This window comes from Devosia aurantiaca (genome assembly GCF_011058215.1).
Taxonomy (GTDB): domain Bacteria; phylum Pseudomonadota; class Alphaproteobacteria; order Rhizobiales; family Devosiaceae; genus Devosia; species Devosia aurantiaca.
This window is the reverse complement of the sequence record NZ_JAALFG010000001.1, coordinates 1,356,421-1,373,723: the sequence shown is the minus strand read 5'-3', so window position 1 is coordinate 1,373,723 and position 17,303 is coordinate 1,356,421. Positions and strand designations below refer to the sequence as shown.

General features: G+C 62.3%; 17 protein-coding genes. 5 read left to right on the top strand and 12 right to left on the bottom strand.

Annotated features, from left to right (window positions below):
• Positions 1–25 precede the first annotated feature (25 nt).
• On the top strand, positions 26–601 hold the full coding sequence (locus G5575_RS07015) for a YqgE/AlgH family protein (protein ID WP_164533626.1): 576 nt from the start codon (positions 26–28) through the stop codon (positions 599–601).
• A 3-nt stretch (positions 602–604) separates the two neighbouring features.
• On the opposite strand, the gene G5575_RS07010 is transcribed toward G5575_RS07015, so the two are convergent.
• The 11 genes from G5575_RS07010 to coxB form a co-directional block, all read right to left on the bottom strand.
• On the bottom strand, positions 605–3,487 hold the full coding sequence (locus tag G5575_RS07010) for an EAL domain-containing protein (RefSeq protein ID WP_164533625.1): 2,883 nt from the start codon (positions 3,485–3,487) through the stop codon (positions 605–607).
• Between the two features lie 164 nt (positions 3,488–3,651).
• Positions 3,652–4,272 (bottom strand): GNAT family N-acetyltransferase, encoded by a 621-nt coding sequence (locus G5575_RS07005; protein ID WP_164533624.1) that lies wholly within the window; start codon positions 4,270–4,272, stop codon positions 3,652–3,654.
• Between the two features lie 6 nt (positions 4,273–4,278).
• On the bottom strand, positions 4,279–5,541 hold the full coding sequence (locus G5575_RS07000) for a M16 family metallopeptidase (RefSeq protein WP_164533623.1): 1,263 nt from the start codon (positions 5,539–5,541) through the stop codon (positions 4,279–4,281).
• Positions 5,542–5,591: 50 nt separating this feature from the next.
• Positions 5,592–6,983, bottom strand: coding sequence for a threonine synthase (gene thrC, locus G5575_RS06995; protein ID WP_164533622.1), 1,392 nt, complete (start codon positions 6,981–6,983; stop codon positions 5,592–5,594).
• Positions 6,984–7,016: 33 nt separating this feature from the next.
• The gene (locus G5575_RS06990; RefSeq protein ID WP_164533621.1) at positions 7,017–7,829 is read right to left on the bottom strand and encodes an SURF1 family protein; all 813 of its coding nucleotides are present in this window, start codon (positions 7,827–7,829) and stop codon (positions 7,017–7,019) included.
• Positions 7,830–7,892: 63 nt separating this feature from the next.
• On the bottom strand, positions 7,893–8,729 hold the full coding sequence (locus G5575_RS06985) for a cytochrome c oxidase subunit 3 (RefSeq protein WP_164533620.1): 837 nt from the start codon (positions 8,727–8,729) through the stop codon (positions 7,893–7,895).
• A 2-nt stretch (positions 8,730–8,731) separates the two neighbouring features.
• Complete coding sequence (locus G5575_RS06980; protein ID WP_235935647.1) at positions 8,732–9,295, bottom strand: cytochrome c oxidase assembly protein; 564 nt, start codon at positions 9,293–9,295, stop codon at positions 8,732–8,734.
• Between the two features lie 58 nt (positions 9,296–9,353).
• The gene (locus tag G5575_RS21035) at positions 9,354–9,479 is read right to left on the bottom strand and encodes a hypothetical protein (protein WP_268904376.1); all 126 of its coding nucleotides are present in this window, start codon (positions 9,477–9,479) and stop codon (positions 9,354–9,356) included.
• Positions 9,479–10,375 carry a heme o synthase gene (locus G5575_RS06975; protein WP_164533773.1) on the bottom strand — a complete coding sequence of 299 codons (897 nt, stop codon included), beginning with the start codon at positions 10,373–10,375 and terminating at the stop codon, positions 9,479–9,481. The genes G5575_RS21035 and G5575_RS06975 overlap by 1 nt, the downstream gene beginning before the upstream one ends.
• A 96-nt stretch (positions 10,376–10,471) precedes the next feature.
• A complete protein-coding gene (gene ctaD, locus G5575_RS06970; RefSeq protein ID WP_164533619.1) occupies positions 10,472–12,172 on the bottom strand; it encodes a cytochrome c oxidase subunit I in 1,701 nt (566 codons plus the stop codon).
• A gap of 21 nt (positions 12,173–12,193) precedes the next feature.
• Complete coding sequence (gene coxB / locus G5575_RS06965; RefSeq protein ID WP_456236459.1) at positions 12,194–13,111, bottom strand: cytochrome c oxidase subunit II; 918 nt, start codon at positions 13,109–13,111, stop codon at positions 12,194–12,196.
• Positions 13,112–13,436: 325 nt separating this feature from the next.
• On the opposite strand from coxB, the gene G5575_RS06960 reads away from it, so the two are divergent.
• Together G5575_RS06960 and G5575_RS06955 are read left to right on the top strand one after the other, a co-directional pair.
• A complete protein-coding gene (locus G5575_RS06960) occupies positions 13,437–13,937 on the top strand; it encodes an invasion associated locus B family protein (protein WP_164533772.1) in 501 nt (166 codons plus the stop codon).
• Entirely contained in the window at positions 13,937–14,182 is a 246-nt protein-coding gene (locus G5575_RS06955) for a PilZ domain-containing protein (RefSeq protein WP_164533617.1), read from the top strand. The genes G5575_RS06960 and G5575_RS06955 overlap by 1 nt, the downstream gene beginning before the upstream one ends.
• A gap of 178 nt (positions 14,183–14,360) precedes the next feature.
• On the opposite strand, the gene G5575_RS06950 is transcribed toward G5575_RS06955, so the two are convergent.
• Positions 14,361–14,591, bottom strand: a complete 231-nt coding sequence (locus G5575_RS06950; protein ID WP_164533616.1) for a DUF1127 domain-containing protein — start codon at positions 14,589–14,591, stop codon at positions 14,361–14,363.
• Between the two features lie 143 nt (positions 14,592–14,734).
• Here G5575_RS06950 and G5575_RS06945 point away from each other — a divergent pair, with 143 nt between their 5' ends.
• Both G5575_RS06945 and xseA read left to right on the top strand, forming a co-directional pair.
• Entirely contained in the window at positions 14,735–15,622 is an 888-nt protein-coding gene (locus tag G5575_RS06945; RefSeq protein ID WP_164533615.1) for a LysR family transcriptional regulator, read from the top strand.
• Between the two features lie 36 nt (positions 15,623–15,658).
• On the top strand, positions 15,659–17,272 hold the full coding sequence (xseA, locus tag G5575_RS06940; protein ID WP_164533614.1) for an exodeoxyribonuclease VII large subunit: 1,614 nt from the start codon (positions 15,659–15,661) through the stop codon (positions 17,270–17,272).
• Positions 17,273–17,303: the final 31 nt, after the last annotated feature.

Here is a 17,303-nt window from a genome sequence, read left to right as displayed (position 1 = left end):
GCAGCGCGGCGCTTACATTAGCGGCATGAATTCACTCGAAGGCCAATTTCTCGTCGCTATGCCCGACATGGAAGACGAGCGTTTCGCGGAAAGCGTCATCCTCGTCGTCGGGCACGGCGCCGAGGGCGCCATGGGGCTCGTCGTCAACCACGAGCTCGCCAATCTCACCTTTGCCGATATCATCGACGAGCTCGATCTCGGCGATCCGGACGCGGTCATTCGCCTCCCGGACAGCATTCGCCAGCGTGCCGTGATGCGTGGCGGTCCGGTAGAAAAAGGCCGCGGCTTCGTGCTGCACAGTGGCGATTACCACAGCGGCAACACCTATAAAGTCACCGAGGAAGTAGGGCTGACCGCCACGCTGGATGTGCTCAAGGCCATGGCCTTCGGTCCTGCGCCCAAGCGCTCGCTCTTTGCCCTGGGCTGCTGCGGCTGGAGCGCCGGGCAGCTCGAAAGCGAGATCACCGCCAATGGCTGGCTGACGGTGCCGTTTAACCGCGAGCTGATCTTCGATGTGCCGGTCGAGGACCGATACGATCATGCCCTGGCCAGCCTTCATATCACCCGAGCGACGCTGAGTTCAGAAGCCGGCCACGGCTAGCAATTACTTCGCGAGCTGCGCCGCCAGGTGCTTGCCAAATTCTGGCGCGGTCATGGCCGCGCCGAAGGCGAAGCCCTGCCCCAGGCGGCAATTGAGACCCTTCAGCAGTTCGATGTCGCCCGGCGTTTCGACGCCCTCGGCAATCACCATGAGATCAAGGTCCTGCGCCAGGGTGACGATGGACTTGATGATCGGCGCCTGCGTGTGGCCGAGCGATTTGTTGTCGCCCATGGAGACGAAATCAGCCGGGATCTTGATCGTGTCGAATGGAAAGCGGTGAAGATAGCTAAGCGACGAGTGGCCGTTGCCGAAATCGTCGAGCGCCAATCCCAGGCCCATGCCGCGCAGAGCCTCTAGCATGAAAGCGGAATGCTCGGGATTGGTCATCACCTGCGACTCGGTCAGCTCCAGCTTGAGGTGATTGGCGATGCCGGGGTTGTCACCGATCACCGCCCTGATGTCGTTGAGGAGGCTTCGATCTGCCAGCTGGCCGGGTGAGAGGTTCACCGAAACAAAGAAGTCTTCCGGCATGCTCTGGATCGTCGTCATCCAGTCGCGCATCTGAAACGCGGCCTGCTCAAAGGCGATGCGGCCCAGCCGCTCGATCTGGCCAGAGCGTTCGGCAAGGGTAATGAACTCGCTGGGCGGGACGATGCCGCGCGTCGGGTGCAGCCAGCGCATCAGCGCCTCGGCCCCGGCGATCTTGCGGGTCGTGATATCCATCACCGGCTGGAACTGCACCTGCAGTTCGCCCTGCGTCATGCCGCGCTCGAGATCTTCCTCGCTGGCCTTGTTGTAGGAGGCGATCGATCGTGCCGAGGCGCGATAGGCCTCGATGCGGTCGCCGCCGAGGCGCTTGGCGTAATACATGGCGAGTTCGGCATCGCGAAGCACATCGGGCGCGCCCACCGGGTTGCTGTCATAAATGGTGACACCAATAGAAGCGGTCAGCGTCAGATCGCGATCGCCGAAGTTGAACGGTGCCTTGAGCGCCTTACGGATCTGCTCGGCGGTTTCCGCAATCTTGGCCGCAGCCTGTTCGGAGGCAAGGATGACGGCGAACTGGTCGCCGGTGATCCGCGCCACCGTGTCGAGCGGTCGCATGATGCGGGATATACGACGGGCGATCGCCAGAAGCACCGAGTCCGCTGCCGAATGGCCGATCCGCTCTTCGAGCTCCATGAAGCGATCGATGTCGATCAGGAACACGGCCGGCTTGGTGCCGCCCGGCGTCTTGGCGCGCACAAGGGCGCGTTCCAGGCGGTCGAGGAAGAGCTGGCGGTTGGGCAGGCCGGTGAGGCTGTCATGAACCGCGTCGTGCAACAGGCGCTCGCGCGAGGCCCGATCTTCGGTCACGTCCTGCAGCGTGCCGACGATGCGGTTGACCTGTCCGTCACCACCGAGCACCGGCTTCACGCGCATGCGGAAGGAGCGATAATTGCCATCGTGGCCGGCAACGCGGATGTCGGACGAAACCTTGCCGCGTCGCAGTTCGACCAGAGTGTCGAAAGCGGTGCGGAAGCGATCACGATCGTCGGGATGGACACGATCGAGCCAACGCTTGATGGCGCCGCGCATGGCGCCACGCTTCTCCCCCAGACGCGTGGTCAGTTCATCGCTGACCGTGACGCGGTCGCGCTCGATGTTCCAGTCGAAAACGAAATCGCCGGAACCGGTGAGCGCCAGGGCGCGGCGTTCGACTTCGCTCAACGTGCCGATCGTCACCTGCCCTTCCGAAAAGGCATGCTGCACCGACGTGAAGCCAAGCAACATGACGATAAGCACCAAGCCACCCGCAACAGCAGGCTGCGCAACGTCATTGGTGACCTGCCCCGAGATCACCAGCCAGGCATAGAACAAGAGCGCAATATAGATGATCCAGGTGGGCACGAGGAGCACGGCCCGATCGTAGCCGCGCAGTGCCAGGAGCAGGATCAAGAAGAAGCCCGAAATGCCGAGCAGAGCCATGACCAGGCGGGAGATCGTTGCGGCAATGGATGGGTCGAAGAAGGCAAAGGCAAAGAGCGCGAGAAACAGCGCTCCGAGCCCGAGCGCCAGATGGATGAAGCGCAGGTGCCAGCGGTGAAGATTGAGGTAGATGAAAAGGAAGCCCGCTAGCGTCGTCGCCAGTCCAGCTTCCGCCGCTGCACGCAGCGGCTGCATGCCGGAGGCGGATAGGCCGAGAATACGGCCCAGCAGCCCGAAATCGATCAAAAGGTAAGCCAAAACGGCCCAGGCAAAAGCGGCCGTCGCCGGGAACACGCCGCGACCCTTGACCACGAACATGATGGTCAAGAACACGGCCGCCAGTGACGCCACGCCCAGCACCACGCCACGGAACAAGGTGAAGGAGTTGACATAATCGCGATAAGCGCCAGGCTCCCAGAGATAAAGCTCGGGCAGGCGCGGGGAGGAGAGTTCGGCCACCACGGTCATGGTGGCGCCAGGGTCGAGCGTCACCTCGAAAACGTCGCTCTCGGGATCCGCAATACGCTCCGGCCGGATGCCGGCGCTCGGGGTCACCGCGGCAATACGAGCGGCGCCCAGATCGGGCTGGAAAACCCCTGAACCCGGCAGCCGGAAGAAGGGCGCCACCAGCAGGCGCTGGATCTGCTGGTCGCTGTCATTTCGCAATGCGATCAGGGCGAAGAACGGATTGGTGTTCGGGTTTCCGGCCACCACCTCGATACGGCGAATGATGCCGTCGGCGTCCGGAGCGGTCGAAAGCTGAACGCGTCCACCCTGCCCAGGCACCACTTCGATGACGTCGGAAAGATTGACGGCGTTGACATCCTCGGGGACCGAAATGACCTCGAATCCCCGGGCCGGGGCAAGGCAGAACAGCGCGATTGCGAGGAGAAACGCGAAGACAGACAGATGACGCATCAGGTGCAGCTAATTCCTGCGCTAGGCTTCTTTGTGGCGGCGATCCCGGAAAGTGCAGCAAGCCCAAAGAGGCAAGTGGTGGCGACCTCCAGCGGCGCTAACTTGGTACGGGAGATTGTTCTGCGCCACAAGCGCCGAGCCATGTTGCGCAATGGCAACACCGGCTAAGCGACCCAGCCTTGGCGCTGCGCGAAACGCGAGGTTTCCCAGCGCTCGCGATTGAGGCCCATCAATACATGGTCCTCCCAGCGGCCATTGATCTGCAGGTAGGACTTGGCGAAGCCTTCCTCGACGAAGCCGTTCTTTTCCAGCACGCGCCGCGACGCCGCGTTGGTGGGCAAAAATGCCGCATGAATGCGGTGGAGGTCCAGCGTCTCGAACACAAAGGGCACGACGATCGCTACGCCCTCGGTCATCATGCCCTTGCCCGCATAGTTCTGGCCCATCCAATAGCCAAGGCTGACGAACTGGGCGGCGCGCCGGCGGATGTTGGAAAGCGTGATGCCGCCGACCAGGGTTTCCACGCCATTTTCTCCGCGGAACAGGAAGAATGTATAGTCCGTCCCCTCCTCCGCCTCTTCGCGGGCGCGGCGCACGCGCATGGCAAAGACGCGGCGCTGCAGATCGAGTTCGGTCCAGCGAGGCTCGAAGGGACGAAGGAAATCCTGGCTCGCGCGGCGCAGGGCATACCACTGCGCATAGTCATGCATCTGCGGCAGCCGCAGCGACAGGCGCGGACCGCGCAGGGTGATAAACGGCGCCGGGGATGACCAGGGCCACAGCATCGGAAATTACCCGCGCAGCATTTCGCCGATGCTTTCCACATCGGCGAGGCCGCTGATCGGTCCGATCCCGGCCACGGTCGGCGACGGTGCCGAGAAAATCTGCTCGGCGACTTCGCGGACGCGGTTGGCAGTGATGCGGTTGATCCGCTCGACCGTTTCCGCCATCTGGATCGGACGGCCCCAAAGAATCTGCTGGCGCGCGAGCTGGCCGGCACGGGCCGATGGGCTTTCGAGCGACATCAGCAGACCGGCGCGAATCTGGTTGCGCACGCGCACCACTTCCTCGTCGCTGATGCTTTCGGTGGCGCGCTTCAGCTCATCGAGGATCACCGGCACCAATTCGCCAACTTCGTCTTCGCCCGTCGCCGCGGCTACGCCGAAAACGCCGCTATCGGCGAAGGCCCAGTGGAAGGAATAGACCGAATAACAAAGGCCGCGCTTTTCGCGCACTTCCTGGAACAGACGCGAGCTCATTCCGCCGCCGAGAATCGAGGCCAAAACCTGCGCGGCGTAGAACCCGTCCGAGTTATAGGCGCGGCCTTCGAAACCCAGGACGATATGGGCCTGCTCATGGTCCGAAATCAGCCGCTCCTGGCCGCCCTTGTATTCGGCGCGCTGCGGATCGGGCGCACCATTAGGCAGAAGATCGGCGTAGCGGGCGCGGGCAACGTCCACGAGACCTTCGTGGTCGACATTGCCAGCGGCCGCGATGACCATGTGATCGCCCACATAATTGCGGCGCATATATTTGCGGATGGTCTCGGGCGAAAAGTCACGCACCGAATCCACGGTGCCCAGGATCGTGCGACCGATCGGTTGGCTGGGATAGGCGGCCTGCTGAAAGAGGTCGAAGACATGATCGTCGGGATTGTCGCGCGCCGCGCCGATTTCCTGGACGATTACCTGCTGTTCGCGGGCCAGTTCTTCCTCGTCGAAGACCGAGTTCTGCAGAATGTCGGACAGGATGTCGGCGGCCAGGACCACATCGTCCTTGAGGACGCGGGCAAAGTAGCCGGTATGTTCGATGGAGGTCGCGGCGTTGAGGTCGCCACCGACATTCTCGATGGTTTCGGCAATCTGCAGCGCCGAGCGCGTCTTGGTGCCCTTGAAGGCCATGTGCTCGAGTAGATGAGAAATGCCGTGTTCGGCCTTGCGCTCGGAGCGGGCGCCGGCCTTCACCCAGACACCCAATGAAGCGCTTTCCAGATGCGGCATGTCATCGGTGAGCACCACCATGCCGTTTTCCAGGGTCGTCGATTGTACGCTCACACCAGTCCTCCTGAGCCTTCGGCGTTAAAGGCCGCGGCTCGTCTATTCGTTCACGCGCGGCTGCGGGCTGCGATGAAATCTTCAATCTGGCGCTGCTCGTTGGGCAGCACCGTAAGCCGTTCGGGCCGGCCGAAAAGGTCGCTCATCCAGGCGGGCAAAGCCGGGTCGATGCCGGATGCTTCCTTGACCGCCGCCGGAAACTTGGCCGGATGCGCAGTCCCGAGCGTGACCATAGGCGTCCCCGAATGCGGCAGAGCCAGAGCGACGCCGAGGCCCACAGCCGTATGCGGATCGAGCAGATAGCCGCTCCGCTGCTGCGCTTCGGCAATGACCCGGCGCGTTGCCGTTTCGTCGGTGGTGCCGGCGTCGAAATCGCGACGGATGGCAGCGATCGATTGCTCCGGCAAATCGAAGCCGCGCGACTGTTTAAGCGCCCCCATCATCTGGTTGACGGCCTGTGCATCGCGACCAGCGCTTTCAAACAGCAGCCGTTCGAAGTTGGACGATATCTGGATATCCATGGACGGGCTGATGGTTGGCGCGACGCCCTCCATTTCGTAGCGTCCCGTGGACAAAGTGCGGCGCAAAATGTCGTTGGCATTGGTGGCGATCACCAGGCGCTCGATCGGCAGGCCCATCTGCTTGGCACAATAGCCGGCAAAGATGTCGCCGAAATTGCCGGTCGGCACGCAGAAACTCACCTTGCGCTTCGGCGCGCCAAGCGACACGGCAGCGGTAAAATAGTAGACGATCTGCGCGACGATGCGGCCCCAATTGATGGAGTTGACGCCTGACAAACGCATGCGGTCGCGGAAAGCGTGATGATTGAACATCGCCTTCACCGCATCCTGGCAATCATCGAAGGTTCCTTCGATGGCGATGTTGTGGACGTTGTCGTCGAGCACCGTGGTCATCTGCCGGCGCTGCACTTCCGAGGTGCGGCCGCGCGGATGAAGGATGAAGATGTCGGTGGTCTGCCGGCCGCGGAAGGCTTCGATGGCTGCCGAACCCGTGTCGCCAGACGTCGCGCCGACGATGGTCGCGTGTTGCCCGCGCTCGGCCAGAATGTGATCCATGATGCGGCTTAGAAACTGCATGGCCACGTCCTTGAAGGCCAAGGTAGGGCCGTGGAACAGCTCCAGCACGAAGTGGCCGGGCTCCAGCTCGACCAGTGGCGCAATCGAAGGATGGCGGAAGGTGGCGTAAGCGCCGTCGATGATTTCCTTGAGCTTGTCCGCCGCAATCTCGCCTTCGGTGAAGCGCGAGATAATGGCGTAGGCGACCTCGGCATAGGGTTTGCCGGCAAAACTGGCGATCTCGTCCGAGCTGATCTGCGGCCAGCTTGCCGGCACATAGAGCCCGCCATCGGTGGCGAGACCAGCCAGGACGGCGTCGGAGAAACCGAGCGCTGGCGCCTGGCCACGCGTAGAAACAAACTGCATAGGGGAAAAGGGCCCTTTAAGAATTGGTGCAACCTAGTCAAAGCGGCGCGTAGCCGCAAGCTCAGGTGCCTGCGGCGCGGGGCGACTGCGTTGCCAGAGCCAGGCGCCGACCATGACGACTGCAATAATGGCAAAGCCATACCAGGTGAGCGCATAGCCGAAATGGCTATTGGGGAAGGCGATCACGGTTTCGCCGCCCTGCGGCAGGTCGCCCTCGCCGCCGGCCAGAAGGTCGACATAGAAGGGGGCGAAGGGCGCCAGTTGCGGGTCGACCATTGCGGCCAGGCGCTCGGGGTTACGCACCCATTCGATGCGATTGGACATGTCGGGTTCAGGCGCCATCATGCCGATGGCTTCCCCGGGCCGGAAGAGCCCCACAACAGTCACCGATCCGGGATCGTCGCCGTGCAGGTCTCCGAGCGCCGCCTGCTCCTGGTAGTCCTGCGGAACGAAGCCGCGATTGACGAAGACCGTGCCGCCGCCGTCGAGCTCGAAGGGCGTCACGACCCAATACCCTGGACCCGAGAAGCGGCCGCGCGGGGTGGAGAGGCTGGTAAAAACCGTCACCGTCTGCGTGTAGCGGTAAGTGCCGGTGAGTGTGACGGGCTGGAAGTTCCACTCGTCCATGACGAGGCCGTCCCACTGTTCGGCTGCGGGCGCCGGGATGGGTTCGGCCGCAAGACGGCTGTCGACAGCGGCGATCAACGCTTCCTTTTCGCCAAGCCGCTGCATCTGCCAGTTGCCCAGGAAAGCACAGACCACAGCCAGCGTCAGCATAACGATGGCGAAGAGCCAATCGGACCAACGGAGGTTGCGCAGGGCTGTGGACGGGGACGGTGCTGACACGCTTTGAGCTCCAAAGAAAAAGGGCGCAGCCTCGCCGCGCCCTCTTCGAATTTTTGTGTTCCGCTAGTGGTTCAGCGGCACGCCCCAGCTGCCCCACACATAGATGGAGGCAAAGAGGAAGAGCCAGACGACGTCCACGAAGTGCCAGTACCAGGCGGCAAATTCAAAGCCCAGGTGACGCTCGGTGGTGAACTGACCCATTTCGGCGCGAACGAGGCAAACCAGGAGGAAGATGGTACCGATCAGGACGTGGAAGCCATGAAGGCCCGTCGCCATGACGAAGGTCGAGCCATACATGTTGCCGGTGAAGGAGAAGCCGGCATGGCTATATTCGAGGTACTGGACGCAGGTAAAGAGCGCACCCAGGGCGACGGTCAACACCAGACCCCAACGGAGACCCTGGCGGTCGCCTTCGAGAAGGGCGTGATGCGCCCAGGTCACCGTGGTGCCGGAGGTCAGAAGGATCAGCGTGTTAAAAAGCGGCAGGTGGAAGGGGTCGAACACTTCGACGCCGGCCGGCGGCCAATGTCCACCGGTCGCGGCGACGCGGGCATATTGCTCGACGTCGTCAAGGCGGAAGAAGCCGTCGAAATAGGCCCAGAAGAAGGCCACGAACAGCATAACTTCGGAAGCAATGAACAGCATCATGCCATAGCGATGATGCATCTGGACGACCGGGGTATGGTCAACGCCGTTTTCGGCTTCCTTGACCACATCGGACCACCAGGCAAACATGACGTACAGGACGCCAAGGAACCCTGCGGCAAAGAGAAGCCAGGTATCGAAGTGCAGCCAGGAGATCAGGCCGATCATCATCACGAAGACGGCGACAGAGATCCAGAATGGCCACGGACTGGGCTCAACCATATGATAGTCATGGTTTTTTTCGATGGTGGCCATGTTCAGCTTCCCTCGTTGTCTGAAGCGTAGAAGGTATAAGAGAGCGTAATCTCTTTGACGGTTGCCAGTTCGTGGTTCTTGTCGAGATCGGGATCGACAAAGAAGACGATGGGCATTTCGACGGTTTCGCCAGGCTGAAGCGTCTGCTCGGTGAAGCAGAAGCACTCGATCTTGTTAAAGTAGACGCCGGCCTTTTCAGGAACGACGTTGAAGATTGCCTGGCCGGTAACCGGTTTGTCGGAATTATTCGTGGCGATATAATTGACCGTGTCGACGCGGCCAATTTGGTCCTTGAGCGGCTTTGCAGCCTGCACCGTCCATGCCAGAGCGGTGTCGACGTTCACGTCGAACCGTGTGGTCATTTCCCGCGCAATTACGCCCTTAGGGTTATCGGACGCGACCTGGGTTGTGCCGCCATAGCCGGTGACCTGGCAGAAGAGCTGGTAAAGCGGCACGGATGCGAAGGCGAGGCCGACCATGCCGACCGCAAGGCCGCTCAGCATGACGCCAACGCGCTTGTTCTTGCGCCCACGTTCTTCGTGCATGGCGAGAAGTGCGTCCGTCATCAGAGCGACCGATCGAAAAGCGCCGGACCCATCTTGACGATGGTCAGTACGTAAAAGGTCAGCGCGAAAAGCGCGAGGGCAGCGGCGAGCGCCAGGGAGCGGCGGCGGCGCTGCTTGCGGAAGGCAGCGTCCTGCTCGGGGTCAGGCCATTGGGGACGAGCTTGGCGCCGGTTTCGCTGGACATCAGATTACTCCGAGCCGAAGGGCGATGGTATCGGTGAGCAGTGCCAGGAACAGCACGAAGAGATAGCTCAACGAATAGGTGAAAAGGGTACGCGCGGTTTTGCGCATGGTGATGCTGTCGGGTGCGCGCAGCAGGCGCAGCGCCAGCCAGACAAAGCTCAGGCCGGTCACTACAGCTACGGCGCCATAGATCCAGCCGGCAAAGCCGAGCAGCAGCGGCAGCATGCCGGCGGCAGCGAGGATGACCGAATAAACGAAGATCTGGACCTTGGTGGACTTTTCGCCGGCGACATTGGGCATCATCGGGATGCCGGCAGCGCCATAGTCGCCCTGCTTATAGAGTGCGAGCGCCCAGAAGTGTGGCGGTGTCCAAAGGAAGACGATCAGGAAGAGGACGACGCTTTCCCAGCCGATCGTGCCGGTGACTGCGGCCCAGCCGACCATGGGCGGGAAGGCGCCTGCTGCGCCACCGATGACGATGTTCTGCGGCGTCGAGCGCTTTAGCCACATCGTATAGATGACGACGTAAAAGAAGATGGTGAAGGCCAGAAGCCCACCGGCCACCCAGTTGGTGGCAAGACCCAGAAGGGTCACCGAAAAGACCGAGAGGATGATGCCGAAAGCCAGAGCTTCGCCTCGGGTCGCACGACCGGAGGGGATGGGCCGGTTCTGCGTGCGGCGGCTCATGATGGCGTCGATATCGGCATCATACCACATGTTGAGCGCGCCCGAGGCGCCGCCACCGATGGCGATGCAGGCTATGGCGATCAAGCCGACAATCGGGTTGATGCCGCCGGGCGCCACCAGCATGGCAACAAGAGCAGTGAAGACCACCAGCGACATGACACGGGGCTTCAGCAGCGCGAGGTAATCCTCCACGCGTGCTCCGCCAGTCATGGCGGCAAAATCCCTGTTGTCGTCGATTGAAGTCAAAGCTCTTTCCTTTATTTGCGGACCGCGCCCTGGCGCGGTCCGCTTGATCAAAACGAGTGCTTAGTGGGCGTCCTTGCTGTCCATCTTGGGCAGGGTCGAGAACTGGTGGAACGGCGGAGGCGAGCTCAGAGTCCATTCCAAAGTCGTCGCACCATCACCCCATGGATTGTCGCCGGCGAGGCGCTTCTTCCGAACGGCTTCCCAGGTCGCGTAGAAGAAGATGATCATCGCAACGAAGGTGACGTAGTAGCCGATCGAGGAAACGCGGTTCCACAGGGCAAAGGCATCCGGGTAGTCGACATAGCGGCGCGGCATACCGGCAAGGCCAAGGAAGTGCTGCGGGAAGAAGATCAGGTTCACGCCGATGAACATGACCCAGAAGTGCAGCTTGCCGAGGAACTCGTTGTACATGTAGCCGAAAATCTTCGGGAACCAGTAGTACCAGCCGGCAAAGATCGAGAAAACGGCACCGAGCGACAGCACGTAGTGGAAGTGTGCGACCACGTAATAGGTGTCGTGCAGGGCACGGTCCGCACCGGCATTGGCAAGCACCACGCCGGTCACACCGCCAACGGTGAACAGGAAGATGAAGCCGATGGCCCAGAGCATAGGAATGCGGAAGGTGATTGAGCCGCCCCACATGGTGGCGATCCAGGAGAAGATCTTCACGCCCGTCGGCACCGCGATCACCATGGTGGCGGCAACGAAATACCGCTGGACGTCGAGGCTGAGGCCGGTCGTGTACATGTGGTGAGCCCACACAACGAAGCCGACGAAGCCGATAGCAACCATTGCGTAGGCCATGGCCATATAGCCAAAGACCGGCTTGCGCGAGAAGGTTGCCACGATGTGGCTGACGATGCCGAAGCCCGGCAAGATCATGATGTACACTTCGGGGTGGCCGAAGAACCAGAACAGATGCTGGTAAAGGACCGGGTCGCCGCCGCCTTCGGGATTAAAGAAGGTGGTGCCGAAGTTACGGTCGGTCAGCATCATGGTGATGGCGCCAGCCAGGACTGGCAGAGCCAGCAGCAGCAGGAAGGCGGTCACCAGCACGGACCAAGCAAAGAGCGGCATCTTGTGCAGCGTCATGCCCGGAGCGCGCATGTTGAGAATGGTAGTGATGAGGTTGATGGCACCCAGGATCGAGCTGACGCCAGCGACGTGCAGCGAGAAGATCACGAAATCGGTTGCCGGGCCGGGATGACCTGAGGTCGAGAGCGGCGGGTAAGCGGTCCAGCCGCCACCAAAGCCGAGCGCACCGGCCGGGCCCTCAAAGAACATCGAGAGGATGGTCAGCAGCAGCGCTGGGGGCAGGAGCCAGAAGGCGACGTTGTTGATGCGCGGGAAGGCGGTGTCCGGCGCGCCGATCATCAGTGGGGCAAAATAGTTGGCAAAGCCACCCATGGTCGCCGGCATAACGGTGAAGAACACCATGATCAGGGCGTGGGCGGAAACGAACACGTTGAACATGTGCTTGCCGCCGTCGATGGCAGCATCGCCTTCAAGGCCATAGGCCATGGCAGCCAGACCGTGGAAGATCTGAATGCCGGGTTCCTGCAGTTCCATGCGCATGGCGCCGGAGAGCAAGCCACCGATCACGCCGGCAACGATGGAGAACACCAGGTACATGATCCCGATGTCTTTGTGGTTGGTCGAATAGACCCAGCGGCGCCAGCCGGTGGGCGTGTGGTGATCGTGGACGTGGCTGGCGTGGTCATGCCCGGTGGCATGGGCCTCGAGGTGAGCGGTGTCGGTCATGTTGCTGTTCCCCTGACCCTATTATTGCAGCGGCGGCAGCGTTGCGGCTGCGGCAGCATAGTCACGGCTTTCAGTGAAAGCGGTGATGAAGGTTTCAAACTGCTCGGCGCTGACGACGCGAACGCCGATCGGCATGAAGGCATGGTCCTTGCCGCACAGTTCCGAGCACTGACCGTAGTACATGCCCTCTTCGCGTGCATTAAACCAAGTTTCATTGAGACGGCCCGGCACGGCGTCGATCTTGATGCCGAAGGACGGAACCGCAAAGGCGTGGATCACGCCCGATGGGCTCGCGGTCACCTGCATGCGCACGGTGGTGTTTACCGGAACGACCAGCTCGTTGTTCACGGCCAGAAGGCGCGGCTGGCCGGGCTTGAGCTCGGCGATTTCGGCTTCCGAGAGGATGTTGCTGTCGAAGGCAACGCCCTGGTCGACATATTCGTAGTTCCAGTACCACTGCTCGCCCGAAGCCTTGACGGTGAGCGAGGCTGCCGGAACGTCGACATCGCCAAACGAGAAGATGTTGGCGCCAAGATACTTGCGCTCGCCATCGGGAACGGTGAGCTGGTCGGAGAGAACGCCGAAGGAGGGGATGGCGATCACGACCAGCACCAGGATCGGCACGACCGTCCAGATGATTTCGATCGCGGTGTTGTGGGTGAAACGCGCCGGCACCGGATTGGCCTTGGCGTTGAAGCGCACCATGATCACGATCAGAAGGACCAGCACCAGCAGCACGATCAGCGAGATCGTCCACATCAGCGGGCCATCGTGGAAAGCCACGATGGAGTCCATGATCGGGGTCACCGACTCCTGCATGTGGATCTGGCCCGGAGCGGGATGACCCCGACCGATTTCCTGGGCACCGGCAAGTGCCGGCATCAGCGCCATTGCGGCCGCCGAAAAGGCACCCATATTCTTCAAGAACTGCCCGGTCACCATATACCCCCTATCAGCATGTTCTGGCGGCGTGCACCAAAGAGGGTCAAAAAAGCGGCATAGGGAAACGCCGCTCCGACTCAACTTCGGAGCGTAAAACTCTGGTTGAGCTAAATCACATCGGCGGAGCCAAGTCTATTGCGGCCATGGCGGGGTTGGCTGCGGCAAATTGCGACCCGAGCGGGTTTTGACCGCCTCAAGGACGCCGCAGTTTCTGCTCAGAAGGTGCGGGAAACCGGGCTTTGGTTGACAGCCTCCGTCCCTTGCCTGAAACAAACCGGGCTATGAAGCGGCGCGCCGATTCGCAGGAGAATTGATAGAAGTGATGATCTGGGCAAAGCGGCTTTCTACGCTCGGCGCGATGGTGACAATGCTTGCGGCGGCTCCCGCCATGGCGCAGGGCACGGTCCGCGCCGAATACGGCGACTGGCAGATGAGCTGCGATACGCCGCCCGGCGCGAGCTCGGAACAATGCGCCATTATCCAGAACGTTCTGGCCGAAGATCAGCCCAATGTCGGCCTCTCGGTGATCGTCCTGCGCACCGCTGACCGCGAGGCGCGGCTTTTGCGCGTCCTCGCCCCGCTCGGCGTGCTGTTGCCAAACGGGCTTGGCCTTAACGTCGACGGCACGGATATGGGCCGTGTCGCCTTTGTGCGCTGTCTGCCCAATGGCTGCATCGCCGAGGTCGAACTCGATGACGAGATCATCGGCGTCTTGTCCGAGGGCGAAAGCGCGATCTTTGTCGTGTTCAAGACGCCCGAGGAAGGCGTCGGCATTCCCGTGTCGCTCGAAGGGTTCTCCGAAGGCTTCGCCGCGCTGCCGTGATGAACGAGGATACGCGCAGCAGCCAGCGGCACCGCACGCTTAAGGGCGGCAAAATCGTCGTCAATGACGGCTTTTCCACCTTCAACTGCACGATCCGCAATATGTCCGAGACCGGGGCCAAGCTCCTCGTGCCCAGCGTGATCGGCATTCCCGAGCGCTTTTCGCTGGCGCTTGACGATGGCCGCAGCTTTGCCTGCGAAGTGGCGTGGCGGACCGAAACGGAACTGGGCGTCCGCTTCTCCTAAGCATCGAAAAAAAAGCCGGACGCGTGCGGGCACGGTCCGGCAAGTCTTCAGGAAACAAGGCCGGCGGCAAAACCGGCCCGGAGATGGCACGAGCACTCGTAATGTCCGTACCAACAGGGTGCGCGACCTTCTCGGCCGCGAAAGCGTCAGAACCGGGCGCTGCGGGTGCGCGCGGCGTTCAGCACCATGGCAGGGTGCGGCCGTTGCCGACCTGCATGGCGTCGGCGATATCGCTGCGGCTGATGCCGAGGTCGCGGAGCTGGGCGGGGTCCATGTCGAGCAAGCGCTGCAAGGCGAGGCGGCGGGCGCGCGCGGCCTTCTGCCTGGCGAACCAGGCAGGGATCATGCGCAAAATGTTGGCTGGCGAGGCGGCCGCAACTGACCGCTCGCCGGGAAGCGAGAGAGCCATTTCGAGAACTCCAAATCTTGGATGACGCCGGGGAGGCCGGCGGCGCGGTGCGCTGTTGCACCGATGCTGGCGAGATAACGCGCTAGACTTCTATTCGTCTAACAAATAGATATCATGTTCGTGATCAATTCGGGTGATGAATGATGACCGCCCCGCTCGACCTCGACCAGCTGCAGAGTTTTTGCGCCATTGCCGATTGCGGCAGCTTCACCGAAGCTGCGCGCCGGGTCAACAAGACGCAGTCGGCGGTCTCGATGCAGATCAAGCGGCTCGAGGAACGGCTCGGCCATCCGCTCTTGTCGCGCGAGGGGCGAACGGTGACGCTCACGCATCATGGCGAAGTGCTGTACGAACGCGCCCGCAAGATGCTGCGCACCAATGCCGAGATCCTCGACCATTTCAACGATGGCGATCTCGCCGGGTCGATCCGCTTCGGCGTGCCGGACGATTATGCGGTGCGGCTCCTGCCGGTGATCCTTTCGAGCTTCCAGCGCACGCATCCGCGCATTGCCGTGGACGTGACCTGCATGCCGTCCGAGCAATTGCTGGAAGGCATGAAAGTGGGGCGCTACGACCTTATTGTCTTCACCCAGGGGACGGACCAGAACTTTGGCGAGCTGTTCCGCACCGAACGCATGTTCTGGGTCGCGAGCCATGGCGGGCGGGCGCTGGCCAATGAGCCGCTGGCCATTGCCTGCGGGCCGCAATGCTGCATCTGGCGCAAGGACGCCATGGATGCGCTGGAGCGATCGAGCCTCGACTACCGGATCGCCTATACATCCTCAAACGCCACCGCGATCAGCTCGGCGGTGCTTTCCGACCTTGCCATCGGCTTTTTGCCGGAAAGCGCGCTGCAGCCGGGAATGCGCGTGGTGGCGGAAGAGCACAAGCTGCCGCGGCTCGCCGATGCGCAGATTGCCCTTATGCGCGGCAGCCATGCCTATGGCGGCATCTACGATGCCCTCGCGACCCATATCGTGCAGTCGATGGGCAATCTCGAACCGCAAAGCCAGGCTGCGGCGGCGGAGTAACTTGACCCGACTCCCGGTTTGGCGCACGACGGAAGCATGTCCCAGGTCCTGACCAACGCCACAGAATTTACCGTTTCCGAGATTGCCCAGGCGGTGAAGCGCACCGTGGAGGACGAGTTCGGCCATGTGCGGGTGCGTGGCGAAATTTCCGGGTTTCGCGGGCAGCACTCGTCGGGCCACTGCTATTTCACGCTCAAGGACGATGCGGCGGCGATGGACGCCGTGGTGTGGAAGGGCAGCTATGCCCGGCTGAGCTTCAAGCCACAGGAAGGGCTCGAAGTCATTGCCACGGGGCGGCTGACGACCTTTCCGCGTTCCAGCAAATACCAGATCGTTATCGACAATATCGAGCCGGCCGGTGCCGGGGCGCTGATGGCGCTGCTCGAGGAGCGGCGCAAGAAGCTGCTTTCGGAGGGTCTTTTCGCCAAGGAGCGCAAGCGCGCCCTCCCCTATCTGCCGCGGGTCATCGGGGTGATCACCTCGCCCACCGGGGCGGTGATCCGCGATATCCTCCATCGGCTGGACGATCGGTTCCCGAGCCATGTGCTCCTTTGGCCGGTGCGGGTGCAGGGGGAAACCTGTGCGCCCGAAGTGGTCAATGCCATTGAGGGTTTCAACGCCATGCTGCCGGGCGGGCGCATTCCGCGGCCGGACCTTCTTATTGTGGCGCGCGGCGGCGGCTCGATCGAGGATCTTTGGGGGTTCAACGAGGAAGCCGTGGTTCGCGCCGTGGCCGGGTCGGGCATTCCGGTGATCTCGGCGGTGGGCCACGAGACCGATACGACGCTGGTCGATTATGCCTCCGACATGCGCGCGCCAACGCCAACCGCCGCGGCGGAAGCGGCAGTGCCGGTTCGGGCGGAGCTGATCGCCTATGTCGAGGATCAGGGTGGGCGGCAGCGGCAGGCGGCGCGACGGGCGCTGTCGAGTCTCAAGGATCGCTTGCGCGCGGCATCTGCTGGGCTGCCGCGGGCGACGGACCTGGTCGCAACGCAGAGGCAAAGCCTCGATTACTTTTCGAGCCATCTCTCGACCGCGCTACGACATTCCGTGCAACTCCGCTCCCAAACCCTCACCAAGGTTTCGGCAAGGCTCGAACCTCGTCTCATGCGGCAGCGTCACAAGGAGCTTTCGGAGCGGCTGAAAACCTTGGGCAGCCAGGGTGAGCGCGGACTTAAGACCACTGTCGAGCGGGCGCGGCTGACCTTTGATCCGTGCTCGAAGAAACTGCCGCAGGCCGTGGGCACGTCCTTGGAGCGCAAGCAGAGCGCGTTGCACCGGATCGCGCCGCGGCTCAACAAGGGACCGCTTGTGGCCGAGTTGCGGCAGGCCCGCAGCGAACTGGCGCCGGTGATAGACCGCTATTTGCGATCGGGGCCCGTGATCACGGCGGGACGGATGCAGAGGCTCGAGCAGTTGGCCAAGCTCATGGAGACACTAAGCTATCGCAATGTCCTGGCGCGTGGCTATGCGATCGTCCAGGACGGCGAAGGCGTTTTGGTCAGCAGTGCCAGCCAGCTCAAGCCGGGCGACGCGATCCACATCATGCTGGCCGAGGGCGAGGTGGACGCCACCGTCAATGGCGCGCCGGCGCGGCGCAAAAGCGCAAAACCGATAGCCGACAGCGATGTGCAGGATAGCCTCTTTTGAGCTGAGCCCGCTTGGACTATATCGGGTCAGT

Bases quoted from the DNA above. Each gene is read 5' to 3' on its own strand.
- xseA (WP_164533614.1), top strand. From the start codon at position 15,659: ATGTCCCAGGTCCTGACCAACGCCACAGAATTTACCGTTTCCGAGATT.
- G5575_RS06960 (WP_164533772.1), top strand. From the start codon at position 13,437: ATGATCTGGGCAAAGCGGCTTTCTACGCTCGGCGCGATGGTGACAATG.
- G5575_RS06950 (WP_164533616.1), bottom strand. From the start codon at position 14,591: ATGGCTCTCTCGCTTCCCGGCGAGCGGTCAGTTGCGGCCGCCTCGCCA.
- G5575_RS07010 (WP_164533625.1), bottom strand. From the start codon at position 3,487: ATGCGTCATCTGTCTGTCTTCGCGTTTCTCCTCGCAATCGCGCTGTTC.
- G5575_RS06945 (WP_164533615.1), top strand. From the start codon at position 14,735: ATGACCGCCCCGCTCGACCTCGACCAGCTGCAGAGTTTTTGCGCCATT.
- thrC (WP_164533622.1), bottom strand. From the start codon at position 6,983: ATGCAGTTTGTTTCTACGCGTGGCCAGGCGCCAGCGCTCGGTTTCTCC.
- G5575_RS07015 (WP_164533626.1), top strand. From the start codon at position 26: ATGAATTCACTCGAAGGCCAATTTCTCGTCGCTATGCCCGACATGGAA.
- G5575_RS06985 (WP_164533620.1), bottom strand. From the start codon at position 8,729: ATGGCCACCATCGAAAAAAACCATGACTATCATATGGTTGAGCCCAGT.
- ctaD (WP_164533619.1), bottom strand. From the start codon at position 12,172: ATGACCGACACCGCTCACCTCGAGGCCCATGCCACCGGGCATGACCAC.
- G5575_RS07005 (WP_164533624.1), bottom strand. From the start codon at position 4,272: ATGCTGTGGCCCTGGTCATCCCCGGCGCCGTTTATCACCCTGCGCGGT.
- G5575_RS06980 (WP_235935647.1), bottom strand. From the start codon at position 9,295: ATGACGGACGCACTTCTCGCCATGCACGAAGAACGTGGGCGCAAGAAC.
- G5575_RS06975 (WP_164533773.1), bottom strand. From the start codon at position 10,375: ATGACTGGCGGAGCACGCGTGGAGGATTACCTCGCGCTGCTGAAGCCC.
- G5575_RS21035 (WP_268904376.1), bottom strand. From the start codon at position 9,479: ATGTCCAGCGAAACCGGCGCCAAGCTCGTCCCCAATGGCCTGACCCCG.
- G5575_RS06955 (WP_164533617.1), top strand. From the start codon at position 13,937: ATGAACGAGGATACGCGCAGCAGCCAGCGGCACCGCACGCTTAAGGGC.